Genomic DNA, 18,723 nt, shown 5'->3' with positions numbered 1-18,723 from the left:
AGGCCTTCTATGCAGCTCAGCGACAGCAATCTGCTACCGAGCATCGACTGTTCCACCTAGATGGCGCATATAGGATTCAAGCTGCGCGGCTGCGAACGGATGCCGTGCTAGGAATACTCGGTGCTTCGCCAAGAGGCGGCCAATTTCTCTAGACCTGGCACAGTCATTTTCCGAGCTTGTTAAATGTGGGCCGCTCAAGCGGCGCACCACAACGTATCGCTTCGACAAAGGTGTGGGCTGAAGACCTGCACACAACAACCGAATGATGAGTTCCGTGTCATCCACATAGCGAAAGCTCGTATCAAAGCCACCGATTTGATTCAACACTCTTCTAGAGACGGTAAGCCCAAAACCAACGCCAATGGAAAGTGCATCGGTAACCGCAGATACATAGTCATCACCTCGATCAAAATAGTCACGCACATCAACGACCTTCTCGAGTTCGACGTCGCTCACAAACTTTATACTTGACCACACGAGAGGAGAAACAGCCCCTTGAGACTCGATCAATTCTTGTACGGACCTTAAAAAATTCGGGTCAAGAAAGTCATCGTCATCAAGGAATGTTATGTAGCTCCCACGCGAAAGAGACACCCCCACATTTCGCGCATGGCCTGCTCCAAAGTTTCGCGGAAGGCGTACTAGTCGAACCCTGGGATCATCATTAAACGTTGGCAATACACTGGAGCCATCGTCAACGACTATAACCTCAAACATACTCATGGTTTGTGCAAGCGCACTCTCCACAGCGTCCTTTACCGCATTGGCTCGGTTATGAGTAGGCACAACAATCGAGAACAGAGGATTATCCATCGAACCACCCCCACGCCAAATTCCCTTTAATTTTCCATGCTGGAAAACAACGCATTAATGTCTATCTTGCCACTCGGCAACCTGGGCAACAAAGACAAGAAGTATACGTCCGAGGGAACTTCTGCATTTCGCAAAAACCGCCCTACATACACTTTCACATGAGAGTCATATACGGCTCTAGCATCACTTAATGCCAATTCCACCCACGCAATGACCCTGCCATCATGAACACAACAAGACGCAGGCACACCATAATAAGTTGAAATAACTGCATCCACTTCGCCGAGTTCGATCCTTACACCATTGATCTTTACTTGCCTGTCATGCCGACAAGCAAACTCAAGAGAACTACCGTACCGATGGAACATATCTCCGGTCGCATAGATTTTTTCAGCGTGCTCAGTGATAGAAAAATTGCTATCTTTCGAAGGATGAAGGTATCCCGCAGCCAGCTGGGGACCGCTAAGTTTCAAATGAACAAGATCATCCTCGGCCGGCTCAAGAATTACAACAGTGCTACGGTAAAATCCACTCACCGGGACCGGCTTATGCCCAGGCTCATTGACCCATTGGTGCCGATCTAACTGAGAAGCAGCAACCCATACTGTAGCCTCGGTAGGCCCATAACAATTGAATAGGCTGGCATTCGGCATTAGTCGTGCGGCACTCTGCACATGATGCCCATACAGAGGTTCGCCGCAGAACATAAGCGATTTAACTTCCGACAATTCCCCAGAACATCTAGACTGAGCAAGACAGGACAATTGACTCGGAACGATGGCGATGTGGTTAACGGCAAAACTTTCTACGATATTCGTCCACCTCGTCTTCTCCGCATACCCTCGAACTGGCACCAATGCACCAAAGGTCGTTAGAGCAGTAAATATTTCCACTATCGAAAGATCAAATCCTATATCGATATGCTGCAGCCAACGATCTCCCGGATGCGCTGAAATTGTCCCTCTCACCTCCTTAAGGAAAACCTCAAGGGCGCTTGTAGGGATAAAAACTCCTTTGGGGCGACCAGTAGACCCTGAAGTAAAAATAACGTACCCCCCTACAGAAGACTCAGGATACTGCCGAGTCCAGTGCGGCTGAGAGTTTGCGCGATCATTACCAACACGGCTAATTCTCCCGGGACACGCAATAAAATCTGCTCCCAACTCCTCAAGTATGATCCTACGCCTCTCTGCGGGCATACTTTTTGGTATTGGGCAGACAATGGCCTTGCTACTTAGAACTGCAAGGTAGGTCGCGTACACGTCGATCGGACGCTCTAACGTCAACGCAACTACTGAGCCTTCTCGCAGTCCCAGATTCCGTAGCTCTCTACTTCTACTTTCCACGCGATCGAGTAGATCACCATAGCTATAGAGTTCTCCGGCACGGACGACTGCAGGTCGGTCGAGACAACCACTTGCCCTGACCTCTTCATCCCAGCTCCTAATCGTCACATAGCGCATTTTTTATAACTTCCCTGGTCTCTTCTGACATCCTGATATCGTTCAGTTCAACAGGACATACCCATTTTGCTTTGTCATGTTCGGTCAACAGTACGGGACCGTCACATAGCGTTACACGATAGGTACGTTGCTCGGTTAGACGTCCAGTTTGCGAGCGATATTTAAAACGCCCAACTTCTCTCCCAATCTCAGCGACGTGCAAGCCCGTTTCTTCGTTGACCTCCCTGCGTAGCGCCTCGAACAGTGACTCCCCCTCTTCAACTTTACCGCTAGGCAGTTCATAGATACCGCCCATGAAGTCTTCCTTCTTTCGTCGCAGAAGGAGCACGCAACCTGCACGTTGCGCGACGCCAGCCACCACGAATCGCTCCACCTTGCCTTCCACAGATTGAATATCTGTTTTCATGATTCGAATTCCCTACTTAGCTCTACTAACGTATTGACATGATATCTTGCTAGCTCCAAGTCCCTTTTTTCATGCCAGACTGGGAGCTTTAGCGACCCCCTCCATACCCGCTCAGCATTTGGAGACGGTGGTTGAACCGGCGCACTAGAGGGCAACAAAGGATAGTAGCCTTTGAACTGCCCAGGATCCCTAAAAATGGAATGGTGGTTCAATGGACACGTGGATAACGGTCGGTCCAAATTGACCATTCCGATCTCCTTTGCGCGCTTGACTATATAATCAACCACACGGGGCTCACTTACCATTACAAACGCGTACCAACTTGGCTCGATATCATCGTTAATATATGGAACTTTCAGCTTCTCATCACGACTCAACTCACTCATCATGGCGGCCGCAACGCTGCGCCTTTGCTGTAGAACGTTCTCGATAGAGTCCATTTGCTCATCCGCTATTGCTACGGCTAACGGGTGAGCCCGAAACTTCATCCCAAATCCGGTCACGGCTATTTGATGAAGATCATGCGAAGAAGGTATTTCGTTTTTACAACGCTTGTTATAGTGACCGACAGCAAGACTTCTGTAGTACACCTCTTCATCATCAGTGAGAAGAACGCCTCCTTCTCCTCCAGTAAGAGTCTTTTGCGCCTGAAGACTTACTGCTGCCACTTTCCCAAAGGTCCCCATCAGCCGACCTGATGTTCTCGCACCAAAAGAATGGGAAATATCCTCAACGACCGGAACGTTATATTGATCAGCCACAGCCTGTATTTTTTCGATGCTAGCTGGCAGTCCCCACATATGAGTGACTACAATCGCCTTAACCTCACTCGACATCTCTGCCGCTAAGGCAACAGGACAGAGATTCCCGCTATCATCACAATCAATTAATACAGGAGCAATGCCAAGCGACAGCAGTGGTGTCGCTGTCGCCAAGAATGTGTAGGCCGGACACAAAACCCTATCACCCGGCTTGAGGCCTAACGCAACATAACTCGCGAACAACGCAGATGTTCCTGAATTAAACAAAACGGCATAGCGCCGGCCATGATAAGAGGCCATCCGATCCTCAAACCGCTCGAAAACACCACTTCGGTCATAGATTGAAATACTGACGGAGAGTTGTTCTATCACTCGATCCACCGTTGACTGGCTTAGTACGGGCCACCTAAAAGGCACTGAAATATCCATGCTACCCTCTCATTGATACATTCATCGAACCCCGCAAATCTGTGACCTGCATATCTTTTCCAGCAGACTCATAGGCCGCTTGAATAAAGGCACAATGTTTAAGATGATAATCAGCGCCTAACGTATTCCTCTCAACCCCATTAAGTATCTTTACCAGATACTCGAACTGGGCAGTAGATGCAGTTGGCCATGCTGGAGACCGGGTCAGACTCTCAACGATCTCGCCATTTACATCGAAACGCGTGACTGCACCTCTCTCAATCCTAATGCTACCTAAAGTACCAGAAACCGTGAGTTGCTCTTCTTTAGGTGCAACGCAACGAGAAACAACGAGTACACCGTTAAGCCCATTACGATAGCCAAAATTCACAATGGCGGTATCCTCTACATCTGTGCTCGTTTCGCTATTTCTTCCATAACAAGATGTATGCCCCTGAATATTATCAGGAAGGCCAAAATACCAAATAAGCAAATCAACCATGTGATACCCCATATCTAGCAGACACCCGCCTCCTGCGGTTGATTTTTTCCCGCGCCAGCCATCATATGGACTAGCGAGCGTTATCGTGTAACGCACATCGACTAGAAAAAGGTCTCCTATTTGTTCCAGAAGTTGAGGTACCGCTCGGTATATTGGATGAAATCGTCGCTGAGTGTTGACTACTAAATATCTATCCGCCTTAGTGAAAGCTTCCAGCAATTCCACGCCCCTCTGATACGTCGTCGCCAGCGGCTTTTCCTTAAACACAGAAACGCGCGCCTCTGCCGCTTGAAGACAAATTTCTTGGTGAGTGTCATGCGGCGTACACACGACCAATAGATCCGGTTTCGCTTCTCTGAATAGTCTTGTTAACTCAATAAAGCATGGCGTCTCGTCGGCGCCTGCTAACGCGAAACGCTCAATGTTTGTATCGCACAGACCAACTAGCTGCACACCTCGACATGACTTCAATCCAGGCAAATGGTCCTCAATTGCCTGCTTACCAAGACCCACGAGTCCCACACGGACTGGCTTCATACCCCCTCCTTTTCCCGGCATTGGAAATCAGGACTTTTTGAAACCCGAAAGCAGTTCGCTATAAATTATAAAATCTTTCTACAACAGTGCAATTTTCGCGCAACTCTACGCCAATTTCATTTGTCCAATAATGTGTGCACGCGCAATCTCAGATTGCGCACTAACAATGACCTCACCACTTATACGAACTATCTTAGACCTCGACGCAAGCGGCTCAGTTAACAGCCATTCGTAAGCTTTGCGAACGCAAGTCTGATAATTAAAAAAACGCTCAAAAGCAGTTCCCGCCCTGGTCATAAACTGCGGACCTCCACTCTCCGCAAAAGACACCTTCCTTTTACGGCTTGTCGCCAACGTCACATCCGTCTCTAGGAAAATAATTATGTCCGGCACCCTGATTTCCTCACATACAGCGAGGATTGTTTCTTTCGAAACCCCGAGTGCAATGCCGTCGGCAAGTGCAGATATTGCCGTCCTATGGCTAACAACGATATTCTCTGAGGCCCTGTCAACTTGACTGGACAGATCCTCATAATCAGCCAAAGACAACCAAAGTGATTTCCGCGCATTTGGAAATGTTTCACGCGCCGATATCAGCCGCCTGTAGATATGCCGAAGCGGGCGGTTCTCTGGTAATTCGTCGATCACTACAAGGGTTGCTCCATCCGCCAAAACGGCATCGTGCGCTAACGCGTCACAAAGCGTGCTTTTCCCCGATCCATCAATTCCCTCGATTCCGATCCACATACTCTAAATCCTGCAACGTAGGCACTTCAGTTGTAGTGAGTAGTCGGTAAAGCTCTGCAGGCTGATTGAATCCACAGTCCAAGAAATTACGGTGAGCCTTTAACAGCTCGACGAACTCCGACGACAGCTGCTTACCGAATACGCAGTAAGAAAACGTGCACTGCGATAGACGTTTTTTGCCCACCAACCCCAAGAAGACGGAATTGCCTAGAATGCCCCCCAAGACACTCGCTGGGGATACGGTAGTGCACCGTAAAAGAACGACGGGCCTAGTCTTCGCAACATCGAACTCGGGGCCAACTGCGAGCTTCTGCTCCTTAAAAAGAGCGATACCCAGCACCTACCTATTGTTGTCATCGCGCAGAGAGATGTCGTCAAGCGCACGTTCGTACCGCATCTCAAAGTCCTTTCTATCACTTAGGGGCCAATGCTAACGCCCCACCAAACACCTGCAACCGATTAAAACTCACATGGCAAGTGCATTGGAGTCGACGCAAAATCTGTACCGCCTCTGATGGTTTTCCAGGCCCTCGATCTGTGCTTATGATCGGCACTTGAGTACTAGATCGCTCGGCACATCCCCGCCTTATGTGCCTCAGCACTACACAATAAGAATAAAGAGCGAAAGAACATGAGTGGTCATCGACTACCTTCACTCGGTGGACTCAGGGCATTTGAATCGGCCGCTCGACTGGGCCGCATGTCACTGGCCGCCCATGAGCTCTGCGTCACTCCGGGCGCGGTGAGCCGAAGCATTCGCCGCCTGGAGCAGGAGATGGGAGTCACACTTTTCAGCGGCCCCAAGGGCGCCCTGCGCCTGACGGTACGCGGAGAGGAGCTCGCTGCGGTGCTGACTGACGCATTCGGCCAGATCGTATCAAGCATCGGCCCCTATCAAGATGATGTTCCGGGTGCCTTGCAGCTATCCTGCCCAAGCAGCCTAGCCGTTCGCTGGTTGATCCCGCGACTCTCCCGGTTGCAGCAAGAGGCTTCGGATATCCAGGTGCATCTAACCACCTCGAACCGGCCTATCGATTTCCTGCGTGGAGCTTACGACGTAGCGATCCGATTGACTGAACATGCGATACCTGATGATGCGCGCGTCTCCCGCCTATTCCCCGAGTTCATCGGTCTTGTAGGCCCCCCTCACTTGCTCGGGCAGAGCGCGCCACAAAGTCAAACTGCGCACTCACAGCCACCGGTACTTTGTAGTCAAACGCGACCAGGGCTCTGGGAGCGTTGGGCAGAACACCAAGGGGTTCCATCCGACAGAGCCCTCAGCGAATTCGAAAACCTCTACTACGTCATTGAGGCCGCAAAGGCTGGACTAGGTGTCTGCGTAGCGCCTTGGCCGATGGTAGTGGACGACTTGGATGAAGGGCGCTTAATGGCCACGTTTGGCTTTATCGCCAGTGGTCACGACTACATTGTAGCGCGACGAAAAATCCGTTCTAACCGCATTGAGCGGCTTTGTGAGTGGCTGGTCAACGAGGCGCGCGAAATGCCCCAGCCCGACAGCCCCACGCAGCCCTCACGCTCAGGACTGCAACAGTAGCTGCCTGCTGAGGTGGTCTTGCATCAACATTGGCGATTTAGTCCTCTACATCGCCCCTGAAGCAGCCCGCAGTCTGACCACCCTGCCCCTAACTTCACTGACGGCGTCGGCACCCCCCAGGCGGTTAAGGCCTTCAAGACCACGGTGCACCAACGGCGCATCGCGTGCTGTAGGAGCGCCCTAATCACAAGACTTCGCCCCCCGACAGATCTGGCCGGTGCACACTGAACTCTGAGCCGAATAGGACTTCGCCCGACTCTGCCGTGCGCTTGTTCTGGGGGTCGGCTCCATCGACAATGTGCAACTGGTGGCGATCACGCAACAGGGTTTGTTCAAGCAGTTGCCGGGCAACCAGCCGATTCGGATTGAGTCCACCAAGAGCAGCACTGAGGACGTGATGCGCGACCTCAACTTCCTCTTGGGGGCCCCCGCAAAAAAATGACCTTCAGCGCCATCGGCACGTTAACGCGACTAGTGATCAACATGAAATACAAAGACGCATTGGCCCTGGCAATTGTGCTGCTACAAACCGGCTGCGTGAGTTTCGACACCGTTCCGGAGATGTACGCGCGGAGCCAATGGAAGGGCCGGCCGGCGCAGGACGCCATCAATTTCTTTGGGCCACCGCAGAAAATGGACCGTACCGCTGACGACAAAAACGTGGTGATGCAGTGGTACCGCGACACCTCCTATGACACCAACGAAGTGGTCGCACGGACTGCGGAAAGGCAGGGCGACGTGATAGTGCATACCAACCATTGGGCAACGGTCAACAACCCGAATCGCTGCATCATTTCGGTCACCGTAGACCAGGACCGGTCGATCGTCGGGTTCGAGGCGGATGACGGTGGGCTGTTGCTCTCTCATGGCTGCCAGTCGGTCAAATTCGGGCCGCCTTAGCGGAGCGGGTTAGTTGCCTGGATACGTAAAAATCAGCTTACGAAAGCCACTCTTTGATCATGAAGTGACATCGGATCAAGGCGTCGTTGCGGGCGGGGAAGACAGTCATCACCCCACCCGGCGACAGGCTACGTGTCGCCTTCAACCAGGTACTGGGCAACTTTCATAAAATTCCTATTGTGCGGCTGTCTCGGTCAAAACACCCTTTGACATCTCGTTCACACGCCCACTGCACCATGCCACAGCCCGCTCACCGCCTCGACTGCGGACGCCTCGCTCTTCTGCGTCCCGGCGATTCTTTGGAGCAACTGCAGGCAGCATTGGGGGACGCCTGGTATGCGCCACGGTTGGAAGACGACGGTTGGTGGCGGCCCGCCCGACGATTGGACGGGTTCATGGTGCGCATTGGGGCGGATACACGACTGGCGTCGGTATGCTTCTACGGCAACTTCTCCATGCGCTGCCAAGTGGAAGGACTGCACATCAATTTACCGTTGGAGTCCGCGCAGGCGCGGCAGACATCGCGGCGCAGACTGGAATCGGTCTCTGGCCCACGCCGTGACGTGCATCACATGTATTGCCGTCGCGGTTATCACCTCTACGTACAGGTATTCCGGGGGCGTATTTGGCGCATGTGCCTGGATGCCCCCAACGAGCAGCCCCACTTCACTTGAAGCGTGATTAGCATCTGCCTGAACGTATCGCCTAACCGTAGCACTTGTTGACTTTGCGATCATCAGGTCAGCATTGGCCAGCGTGTCAGATAACCTATTTGTGAAGAGAGGAATATTGCTCCGCCGCTACAGCCGCTATCATCGAAGCGATCAGTTCCTGAGGCAACGGACTTTGCTCAGCCAAGGTCCTCAAGACCGCCGCGATCACATCCAAGCCTTGCGGCACCGCTGACTTCGGCAATGCCGGCTGCGGCAGCCCACGCTCCCAGCACTCAAGACGATCCGCCCAGTCCTGCATCATGGCTTGGCGCTGGACCACATACTTGGCGTGGTTGTACGAACGTCGCACCTTGTTGGGATCCGCATGCGACAGCTGAGCGTCGATCCATTTGTCTTTGTAGCCCAACTCATTCAGGGCGGTGGACAAGGTGCCACGGATACCATGCCCCGTGAGTCTGCGGTTATAGCCCATGCGCTTGAGCGCCATGTTGAGGGTGTTCTCGCTGATACTTTCCCGAATCTTGAAGCGATGGGGCAGCAAGAAGGACTGCGCTGGCACCTTGGCCTGCAACAAGTCTTTGATGATTTCAATGGCGGGCTGAGATAGCGGCACGATGTAGGGCGGAATCTCCTCATCCCCCCGAAGCTCGCGCACCCGAAGCTGCTTGACCAGTTCTGGCGAAATGATCCACACCTTACGCTGCAGATCGAACTGCTCGGGCTTAGCGGCACGCAGCTCGCCCGTACGTACCCCGGTCAGCAACAGCAGACGAATACCTCGCACGGTATTGGGGTGACCGCCGTAGCTGCCCAACTTGCGCAGTAGCTCCGGGAGTTCGTCCATCTGCAGGTAAGGATTGTGACGGACCTTGGGCTTGGGCAGCGCCACGATATCGAGGTCGGCAGACGGGTTTGTCGCGAGCCCCTTTTCGACCATCGCATAACGGAACAACTGGTTGAGCCAGGTGCGACACTTCTGCGCCGTGGTCATGGCTTTACGCCGCTCGATCCGGCGCAGCACTTCCAGCACATGCTGACGCGAAATCTCGGTGATCGGCAAATCACCCAGCCAGGGCAAGATATCCTTGGCGAAGTGGCGGTCAATCTGCTCCAAAGTCCCCTGGCGTCCAGTCTTCACGCTCAAGGCTTTGAACGCACGCCAGTCGGCGAAAACACTTCGAAAAGCACCATCTGTAGAGGCGCTGGCGGCCAGTCGTGCTTCGCGACGGTGAGTGCGCGGATCAACGCCCTGGGCAATCAAGGCCTTGGCCTCGTCCCGACCCCGGCGCGCATCTTTAAGGCTGACTGCTGGGTAAACACCCAAGGAAATACGTGCCTGTCTACCCAGCCAATAGAAGCGGAAATGCCATTGCTTGGCGCCCTTGGGCCCCACGAACAGCGCAAGCCCGTCCGTGTCTTTGATGGTGTAATTTATGCCGGAAGGTTTCGCCTGGCGAACGGCGGTATCGGTCAAGGCCATGAGTACATCTCTCGTCTCGTAGGATCGAGGAGATGTATATCGATGCCGGACCGGGGCGTTCCGCCCAAAATCCGCTGTGCCCGCTACCCGATTTCGATGTACTTAATTATGTACTTAAAATGCGTGGCTGAGGGTGGATTTTGCCGGATTGCACTGGAACGAAAAAAGACGCCTAAGCGTCTATTTTCAATGACTTACAGACTTCTATGGAACTCTGTAGATCGATATTTGGAGCGGGAAACGAGACTCGCATCTGGTGTCCGACCCATTGAAATCTAAGGGGTTTCTTTTCTTGCCGAAGCAGGAAAAGACTCAATTCTGGACTTGTTTTTGGGGTGTTTCAAGAGCGAAAAAAGGGGTAATTCTAAGCAAGGCTATTGGATTCTACCCAAAGCCAATGGACGAACGATCATCAAGCTGGCAGTGTCATTTTCACAGGATCAACAGACTAGTAATTCCATCCGGAAAAGACGGACCAACAGCCGCCTCCCAACTCTTACCACTCGACGTCCGAGGTCGTTGCAGCGCTAGAGTTCATCCAGCCTTACCAGTCAGACTTGGTACCGGTATTCGGGAGCTCCTGCGGTAAAGCAGGACTCTTGAATGTGTGCCGCTCTATGAGACCCACCTCAGTGCCACTGATCCTAATCCTAGGAAGCCTCAAAAGTGTTGCTCGCTCTCCCACCGAGGAACCAACAATTGCTAAATATGCATATCGATTTTGTTGGGCGAACGCGCAAGGACGGGATTTGCGTGATGGGGCGGCCGCTACCTTGTCCATCGTTAATGGAACCGGTTCGAGGGCGCAGCAAGCCCATTACAAATCTCGAGGCCAGGGTTAGCTTCTGGTGTCGACCATCGATTTGTGCGTATACTTCGAAAAGTTATCATTCGCTTTTCTTGGACAGATTTGAAGCTAGGAAGGCAATTGGATTTTTCAGCGAAGTCGACACGGTAGTCAGTCATAATGCCTTTATTGAAGCCTCCTTTTCTCTCTCTGCTTTGGCGACACAAATTCTCCGGTCTATGTGTTGTTTTGGTGGTCTTGGCCATCGTCGGCAGCGCACTGTGGAGACAGACGCAAGCCGCTCCTCCCGCACCGTCCTCAGTCGTGGTGACGCGCGCAAATATCGAGACCACTGTCACGGCGCTTGGAAACCTCCAGCCCAAGCGTTACGTTGATGTCGGGGCTCAAGTTTCCGGGCAGATTCTGCATCTGCATGCGCAACCAGGTGACCTGATTGCCAAGGGTAAGCTTCTGGTTGAAATTGATCCAAGCGTACAAAAGGCTGCGGTGGATGCCGGCCGAGCATCCCTCAGAGCGCTAAAGGCCCAATTAGTTGACCAGTCCGCCCAACACAAACTTGCCACCCAGCGATACGCCCGCCTGCACTCTCTGGTCATTGACGGCGCTACCAGCCTCGATGACCTGCAAAGCGCCCAAGCCACACTGACCTCCACGGGTGCGCGTATAGAGCAACTCGAGGCTCAAATCGCCCAGACCCTGGCGACCTTGAACGCAGACGAGGCGAGGTTGGGCTATACACGAATCTATGCGCCGATCACGGGAACCGTTGTATCCGTCGATGCGCGTGAAGGACAGACGCTGAATGCGACCTATCAAACTCCCGACATTTTACGCATAGCCGACCTGACAACGATGACGGTGTGGACCGAAGTCTCGGAAGCGGATGTCGGCAAGGTAAAGCCTGGAATGCGCGCCTATTTCACGACCCTCGGCGACGACCAAAGGCGATGGGATGGCAAGGTGCGTCAAGTTCTGCCCGCCCCGCCCACCCAGACGAGCATCGGCGCCGGAAAGAGCCCGGCATCCGGCAACAGTAAAGTTGTCGTCTACACGGCTTTGTTCGATGTCGACAACGCGGATTCGGCACTCATGCCACAGATGACTGCCCAAGTCGCCTTCATTCAAGAACAGGCTCAAGACACCCTTGCAGCCCCCTTCTCCGCACTGACTCCGGTCGGCGCCAGTCAAGATGTGTTCACTGCTCGAGTCAAACATGACGACGGCACTACAGAAGTTCGTCAAGTGCGCATTGGTGCTCGCAATCGTTATACAGCGCAGATTCTCGAGGGCCTGAAGCTGGATGACGTGTTACTGCAAAACGATGACAACGTTGCGAATCCAAAAGGATGAAGGCGCACTGCACAGCAACCTTCAATGGCGATACCGCTCTTATAGAGCTGCGTAATATCCACAAGACCTATAAGGCTCCGCCCCATGCCCAAGGGGACTTCTCTGCAAGCTCAGACGTCTTGCGAGGCATCAATCTCAAGCTACACGCTGGGGAATTCGTTGCCATCGTAGGCGCTTCAGGGTCGGGCAAGTCGACCCTGATGAATATCATCGGCCTGCTCGACAACCCAAGTTCAGGCACCTATCTCTTTAACGGCAAAGACATGGCTGACCTGGATGCCGACGCTATGGCATCACTGCGCAGCAGTGCTTTTGGCTTTGTTTTCCAAGGCTATCATCTCCTTTCAACCGAAACAGCCAGGGAGAATGTAGAGGTTCCGGGGCTATACACCGGGCAGCCACCCGACGAACGCCGCGCACGCGCTGAAGAGTTGCTGGGAAGGTTGGGTATGGGGGACCGCCTTGAACACAAGCCTCATCAGTTGTCTGGTGGCCAACAGCAACGCGTCGCAATTGCCCGGGCCTTGATGAACGGGGGGCAAATCATTCTTGCCGACGAGCCCACGGGGGCACTCGATAGCACAAGTGGCGCCGAAGTCATCGCCATGCTTCACGAATTGTCGGCTGCTGGGCACAGCATAATTCTGGTCACTCACGATCGGCACATTGCCGCTCAGGCTCATCGCATCATTGAGATCAGCGACGGAGAAATCGTTGGCGACAACGCCACGCTGGCGTGCCCTGAAAAATCCTCTGCCGAACAACCATCGCCAAAAAGGCGTACGGCATACCAGACTCGACGCACTCGCGTGCCACTGATCGAACTGGCCAGGACTGCCTGGCGATCAATGCACCTGAACCGCATAAGAACCGGACTGACGTTGCTGGGCATCATCATCGGCGTTGCATCAGTGATAATCATGCTTGCTATCGGAAGCGGATCACAACGGCAAGTCATGGCCCAATTTGACACTCTGGGTGTCAAAACCATGTTTGTGTTTCCAAAAAACGACAGCACGCGATCACAGAGCGCCCCACTCACCCTTGAAGATGCAAAAACGATTCGCACCCTGCCGAACGTACAAGCTGTAGCCCCCTACAGCCAGCATAGCGTGGTAGCTCGTCGCGGAAGTGTCGACCAGGAAACCTATGGCGGCGGCGCTACCATTGACTGCCCTGCGGTGCTCAACTGGAGCGCATCCGAGGGCTCGATGTTCAGCGCTCAGGACTACGCAGGCACGGAAAAGATAGCGATCATCGGCCAGACTGTAAAAAATGCGCTATTCGCCGACGGCTCCTCCCCCATAGGCCAAACGATCTTGGTTGATAAGGTGCCATTTCTGGTCGTGGGGGTGTTTTCCGCCAAGGGACCAAGCGGGGGTGTTGATCAGGACAACCGGGTAACGGTTCCTTACAGAGCTGCGGCCGCGCGTCTATTTGGTCATCCATACCCTTCCTATATCGCAGTGCAGGTTATCGACATCAATAAGACCAGCGAAACCATCGAAGCTATCAAGGCCGTGCTGACGAGAGAGCGGCGAACGGATGATATCCAAGTGTGGAACCCGATCGAAACGGTTCAGGCACAAGAGACCTCATCACAATCGATGACTCGAATGCTGGGCCTCGTTGCCGCCGTGTCGCTGATCGTTGGCGGAATTGGGGTTATGAACGTGATGCTGATGAACATCCGGGAACGCATTCGAGAGATCGGTATGCGAATGGCCACGGGAGCGCGCCAACGTGATATCCAATTTCAATTTTTGATCGAAGCAATCATGGTAACGACCATCGGAGGCATCACGGGTGTGGTAATAGGCGTACTGGCGGTCAATACGCTGGATATGATTGCGATACCTGTTGACATATCCATGATCGCTTGCGCAGGTGCACTGGCCTGCTCTGTATTAACCGGTCTGATATTTGGCTTCATGCCTGCACGCAAGGCAGCCCTGCTCAATCCCGCCCAAGCGTTGGTCATGAACTAGGAACAGCATGATATGCAATGCTGCACCCCCTGGTTGCGCCTTGAGTTTCACGCCTTATAAATCCAAGGCGCATTTTCGCGCAAGCGTGGCAACGCGGCGTTGCTGCAAGCGCAAAACTGGCTCGGGCTGTTCACGGTTGAGGCTTGCCTGATTCGTGCGCTATGCTGGCTGCAGCTTATTGACGTGGAATTCGCTAGGTTCCCAACAGGCGCGCCAATTATTTTTGAGTAGAGAAATGGACTTGTCTTATCTCCCTTGCCACATCGCCAAGGTATGGAACAGCAGCACCAGCCGCGACCTCTTTGAGTTGAATCGAGCTGATATCGAGGAAGAGTTCAAGCGTGCCGGACTTATTCTTTTTCGTGGGTTTGAAGTTACCCCGCAGTCCTTTGAGCGCTTCGCCTCTCAGTTTTCCAGTCAGATCATTATCAGCCCTGGAGAAGCAAAATCAGGAACTGCCGTGGGCAGTGGTGTCCAGTTGATCGCTCGGGACGGCGCTGAACAAGATCTTCATCAGGAAAACGGAGCGCTTGCTTCGCGCCCAGAGCTACTCTGGTTTTATTGCGCCACTCCAGCAGACGGCGAAGGAGAAACAACCTACGCGGATGGCATCGCGGTGTGGCAAGCGCTCTCAGAGAATACCCGCAAGCTGTTCCTGTCCAAGCGAGTTAAGTATTCAGACAGCTTGCCCCGTGAAGCATGGCTGACGCCGGATGGGTTTCTCGACGCCCGCATGCATGTAGGCCAGTTGAGGCTAAAAGGCTCGATTGTTCGTTTTGACGATCAAGACACGTTGATCAGGGAATATATAGCGCCCGCTGCCACGCAGCCAAAATGGAGTGAACAAACGGCATTCGTCAATAGTTTATGCGGCCCCTATGATCACGTCGTGACCTTAGAAGACGGCTCCCCAATCCCCAGTGATGTCATTGAGGAAATACATGCAGTGCATACAGCCCTAATACGCGCGGTCACTTGGCAGTCAGGCGACATCCTGCTGATTGATAACACCCGGTATGTGCACGGTCGGCGTGCATTTCAAGACGTTAAAAGAACACATTACACTTTTATGTCATTGGCGAACTTCTAAGGCATTCAGATGCGCACATACGATGCACTTACCAGTAGCCCCGTGGCATTCGCAAAAACGACATGCAATCTGTGTGATTCGGACATTCCTGTCACGGCTGATCGATACCATTGCCTGGACTGCCATCAAGACTTTTGCAATGCATGTAAAGCCTCGCAGCACGCCCACGTTCAGGGTCACCCCGCTTTCCACCTTTGCGTTGTATACCCTGGTTTGAAAACGCCCGATGATAGCCAACGCAAAGATATCATCTCAGCGTGGCGGGAAGACCTGGAACGCAATCAGCGCTTTGGCGCAGCCGCCACTTTTTTCTCTGATTACGCACTCGCTATTCTCGACGCAAAGACTGAACGTCTTGGCCTCATGGGCGAAACTGCGACTTACGCTGAACTGGCGATGAATCGGATCATTGAACTTAGAAGTATGGGCCGTTTTGTGGACTTCTTTGCACGAAGAACCTTGGCAGGCACGGTACTGGGCGGCGGCATGCAGGTTTTTTCGCAGGGTGTCAGCGACGCGAATCGATGGAAAGGCATCCCATTGCTTAAGGGTGTCTACGATTTCGCGCTGTACCCTTTGATGCTGAACAAGATAAAACCGGCAACAATATTTGAATTCGGGAGTGAGGCCGGTGGTAGTGCATGCTGGCTCGCTGATCTAACCGCTTCTTTCGACATCGATTGCCACGTTTACTCTGTGGACCTGACTCCGCCCAGCCTTAAACATGAGCACATTACATTCATACAGGGGGATTCGCGGTCACCCGAGATAGCATTCCCTGCCAAACTGTTACTTCAAGCCCCCCATCCCTGGTTGATCGTTGAGGATTCCCACGTCAACATCCAGGGTATTCTGGAGTACTTTTCCAAGTTCATGCAGCCAGGCGATTATTTTATTATAGAAGATGAAAACGCAGAGTCGGATATTGGCAAGCATCTCTTAATGCATCCTGGGCAGTACTGGGTGGATACATTTTTCACTGATTATTTCGGATACAACGCAACTTGCAGCTCTGATCAGATTCTTGCCTTCAAGCCCCCTATCGACGGTATTGATGAGAAGACCCCTTAGTAGTCGCGCTTCTTTTTAAACCCTGCGTCGTAGGTAGCCCATGGAAAAAAACGATACTCACCCGTCAAGTCTATTTCAGTCAGCCATATCTGGCGACACGCACGCTCTTGCTATTCGCAGAGATCGGGTAGCGCAGGCTTCAAGGTCGTTGGCAGCGTTGAAAGCGGTACAACGGATAAGCTCAGACTCGGTCAATTTTCATGAAACCGCACTGCAGGGCCTTCCTTTGATCATTGAAGGTATCGTCGGTGACTGGTCTATCAATTCATATAAACGTGATGACCTGCGCCATAGTTTCGGTGCGTTGAAAGTTTCCCCTAGAATGGGCGACTACGTTATGCCACTGCCCACGGAAGGCGTGACGAGTAATGAAATGACTTTGCTCGATTACTTGGACTTGATCGAGCAGGCGGGTCCAACGCCCCCCCCTTACATCGGCGATCACTCGCTGCCAATCAGTTCCATGTGTGATTGGCCGCCGTATTTTGAAAACTGGCATACGCCCCGGGTATGGCTAGGCCCCTCTGGAACCGTTACCCGTCTGCACTGTGATTTCGAAGATAATTTATTTGCCCAGATCTGGGGGCGTAAGCGTTTTTTACTCTATCCACACTCTGCAAGACCTAACCTCTATATTGAGGAGGTTCATCCAACTTTGTTTATCTCCTCGTTCGATCCCGAGTACCCGGATTACGACCTCTACCCCTTGGCTCGGTCAGTGGAGGCCGTAGAGTGCATTTTAGAGCCTGGCGACTTGCTGTATCTACCTGCAGGCTGGTTTCATCATGTCAAGGCATTGGACTTTTCTTTATCAGTCAACCGCTGGACCCCGGACGAACCGATAATAATAACGGCCAGTAATTGATCTCGCCCGCCAGGATCTACACTTACACACCTGACAGACACTCACAGCAGGATAGGTTCATCCTGCCAACAAACAGAGCATCCATGAACTGCCCTATGGATGCCCCGGCTATCCCTATGTTTATACGACGTCCAAAGCGATTTTCGTCACAACGTACTCCCCTACGTCCCGAACGGCAGGCTCCTGCACTATGCTGTCGTGCAAACAGTCCAGAATGACATTCTGGATCGGATCCGTTACATAGTGGCGCCACTGTTCACTTTGCGTTTCTCCGTATCGCGTACTGCGTCGCGCACTGAAGTAGGTAATCTTTCCAGAGTACTTACGCTCGATCGGCTCCTGCCCCAACAACGTATTATTAATACTTGTCTTGACCACTCTTTTGAATACTTCGACATCCAGCATGCCTAAAGGACTGTTCTGCGAATGCAAGTAGGCATGAAAGGCTCTCAGACTCTCAGTGACAGGCCCCTCACTACACAAAGGTGAATCAAGTTCAGAGAGTATTGCCTCGAACACCAACTTTTCGGTGATCGTTTTATTATTCAGCCCTTTTACAGGCACCCGAGCGTCGAGCAAAATCACCTCGCCGACTTCATGCCCTAACTCAGATAACGTACACGCGACCTCAAAGGCAATCCTACCGCCGAAAGACCAGCCGATCAGATGATAAGGACCTGCTGGCTGAACGTTCAGTATGCAGTCTACATACTCTTGAATCATTTCATTAAGCGTTGCCGCAGGCGCTTCGTCATGCTCTATACCGCGCGCTTGGAGCCCGTACAAAGATACACCCGGTAGATGCCTGATAAGCTGAGAATAGGGCCAGCAGAGTCCACGCCCAGGGTGCATGCAGAACATCGTGGGTGAACCCGTTTGGGTGCGTAGAGGCAGCAACATTGAAAGCGAGGATGCTTGCGGCCCTTTCAATTGCTCCACCAATTGCGCCACCGTGGGCGCTTCAAACAGGCTGCGGATCGCCAGGTCCACACCCAGCTCTTCGCGCACAGCGTTGACCAGGCGCATGGCCAACAACGAGTGCCCGCCCAGCTCGAAGAAACTGTCGTCGATGCCCACGCTGTCGACCCCCAGCACCTCGGCAAACAAACGGCACAGCCTTGCTTCCTGCTCGTTGCGCGGAGCACGGCTCTCTTGCTTGCGCTCCGACGGTTCCGGCAGCGCGCGCAGGTCCAGCTTGTCATTGGCGGTACGCGGCAGTGACTCGAGCACGATCAAGGCGCTCGGCACCATGTACGCCGGCAGGCGTTGCAGCAGGTAGTGGCGCAAGACGTCGACCTCTACAGA

Annotated in this window: 15 protein-coding genes; 7 read left to right on the top strand and 8 right to left on the bottom strand. The window is 53.0% G+C overall.

Annotation, left to right across the window (positions count from 1 at the left end):
* Window positions 1-33: 33 nt before the first annotated feature.
* The 6 genes from BMX59_RS26860 to BMX59_RS26835 form a co-directional block, all read right to left on the bottom strand.
* Window positions 34-813, bottom strand: a complete 780-nt coding sequence (locus BMX59_RS26860; RefSeq protein ID WP_093127803.1) for a glycosyltransferase family 2 protein — start codon at window positions 811-813, stop codon at window positions 34-36.
* Window positions 814-839: 26 nt separating this feature from the next.
* The gene (locus tag BMX59_RS26855) at window positions 840-2,276 is read right to left on the bottom strand and encodes an AMP-binding protein (protein WP_093127800.1); all 1,437 of its coding nucleotides are present in this window, start codon (window positions 2,274-2,276) and stop codon (window positions 840-842) included.
* Window positions 2,257-2,682: an NUDIX domain-containing protein gene (locus BMX59_RS26850; RefSeq protein WP_093127797.1), complete on the bottom strand. Its 426-nt coding sequence runs from the start codon at window positions 2,680-2,682 to the stop codon at window positions 2,257-2,259. Before BMX59_RS26850 ends, BMX59_RS26855 begins: the two co-directional genes overlap by 20 nt.
* Window positions 2,679-3,872 carry a DegT/DnrJ/EryC1/StrS family aminotransferase gene (locus tag BMX59_RS26845; RefSeq protein ID WP_093127793.1) on the bottom strand — a complete coding sequence of 398 codons (1,194 nt, stop codon included), beginning with the start codon at window positions 3,870-3,872 and terminating at the stop codon, window positions 2,679-2,681. Before BMX59_RS26845 ends, BMX59_RS26850 begins: the two co-directional genes overlap by 4 nt.
* Before the next feature lies 1 nt (window position 3,873).
* Window positions 3,874-4,890, bottom strand: coding sequence for a Gfo/Idh/MocA family protein (locus BMX59_RS26840; protein WP_175486716.1), 1,017 nt, complete (start codon window positions 4,888-4,890; stop codon window positions 3,874-3,876).
* Window positions 4,891-4,995: 105 nt separating this feature from the next.
* Window positions 4,996-5,637, bottom strand: coding sequence for a nucleoside/nucleotide kinase family protein (locus BMX59_RS26835; protein ID WP_093127786.1), 642 nt, complete (start codon window positions 5,635-5,637; stop codon window positions 4,996-4,998).
* A gap of 631 nt (window positions 5,638-6,268) precedes the next feature.
* Between BMX59_RS26835 and BMX59_RS26830 the strand changes: the two genes are divergently transcribed.
* Both BMX59_RS26830 and BMX59_RS26825 read left to right on the top strand, forming a co-directional pair.
* Window positions 6,269-7,192: a LysR family transcriptional regulator gene (locus tag BMX59_RS26830; protein ID WP_093127783.1), complete on the top strand. Its 924-nt coding sequence runs from the start codon at window positions 6,269-6,271 to the stop codon at window positions 7,190-7,192.
* A gap of 483 nt (window positions 7,193-7,675) precedes the next feature.
* On the top strand, window positions 7,676-8,092 hold the full coding sequence (locus BMX59_RS26825; protein WP_093127780.1) for a hypothetical protein: 417 nt from the start codon (window positions 7,676-7,678) through the stop codon (window positions 8,090-8,092).
* Window positions 8,093-8,860: 768 nt separating this feature from the next.
* On the opposite strand, the gene BMX59_RS26820 is transcribed toward BMX59_RS26825, so the two are convergent.
* Entirely contained in the window at window positions 8,861-10,246 is a 1,386-nt protein-coding gene (locus BMX59_RS26820; protein ID WP_093127777.1) for a tyrosine-type recombinase/integrase, read from the bottom strand.
* A gap of 967 nt (window positions 10,247-11,213) precedes the next feature.
* On the opposite strand from BMX59_RS26820, the gene BMX59_RS26815 reads away from it, so the two are divergent.
* The 5 genes from BMX59_RS26815 to BMX59_RS26795 all read left to right on the top strand — a co-directional run bounded on the left by BMX59_RS26815 (window position 11,214) and on the right by BMX59_RS26795 (window position 17,418).
* Window positions 11,214-12,404, top strand: coding sequence for an efflux RND transporter periplasmic adaptor subunit (locus tag BMX59_RS26815; RefSeq protein WP_093127774.1), 1,191 nt, complete (start codon window positions 11,214-11,216; stop codon window positions 12,402-12,404).
* Window positions 12,401-14,392 (top strand): ABC transporter permease, encoded by a 1,992-nt coding sequence (locus BMX59_RS26810; protein ID WP_093127771.1) that lies wholly within the window; start codon window positions 12,401-12,403, stop codon window positions 14,390-14,392. The genes BMX59_RS26815 and BMX59_RS26810 overlap by 4 nt, the downstream gene beginning before the upstream one ends.
* A gap of 235 nt (window positions 14,393-14,627) precedes the next feature.
* Complete coding sequence (locus BMX59_RS26805) at window positions 14,628-15,482, top strand: TauD/TfdA family dioxygenase (protein WP_093127768.1); 855 nt, start codon at window positions 14,628-14,630, stop codon at window positions 15,480-15,482.
* A 213-nt stretch (window positions 15,483-15,695) separates the two neighbouring features.
* Window positions 15,696-16,553 carry a CmcI family methyltransferase gene (locus BMX59_RS26800; protein ID WP_175486715.1) on the top strand — a complete coding sequence of 286 codons (858 nt, stop codon included), beginning with the start codon at window positions 15,696-15,698 and terminating at the stop codon, window positions 16,551-16,553.
* A gap of 40 nt (window positions 16,554-16,593) precedes the next feature.
* Complete coding sequence (locus tag BMX59_RS26795; protein WP_093127762.1) at window positions 16,594-17,418, top strand: cupin-like domain-containing protein; 825 nt, start codon at window positions 16,594-16,596, stop codon at window positions 17,416-17,418.
* Window positions 17,419-17,538: 120 nt separating this feature from the next.
* Here the strand turns inward: BMX59_RS26795 and BMX59_RS26790 are convergent.
* Window positions 17,539-18,723 (bottom strand): alpha/beta fold hydrolase (locus BMX59_RS26790; protein ID WP_218189811.1); only part of this gene is annotated, 1,185 nt, incomplete at its 5' end.

Origin of the sequence: Pseudomonas sp. NFR09, assembly GCF_900111535.1 — a bacterium.
Classification (GTDB): Bacteria; Pseudomonadota; Gammaproteobacteria; order Pseudomonadales; family Pseudomonadaceae; genus Aquipseudomonas; species Aquipseudomonas extremorientalis.
The sequence above is the reverse complement of the archived record's forward strand: the minus strand, read 5'-3'. Positions and strand labels throughout refer to the sequence as shown.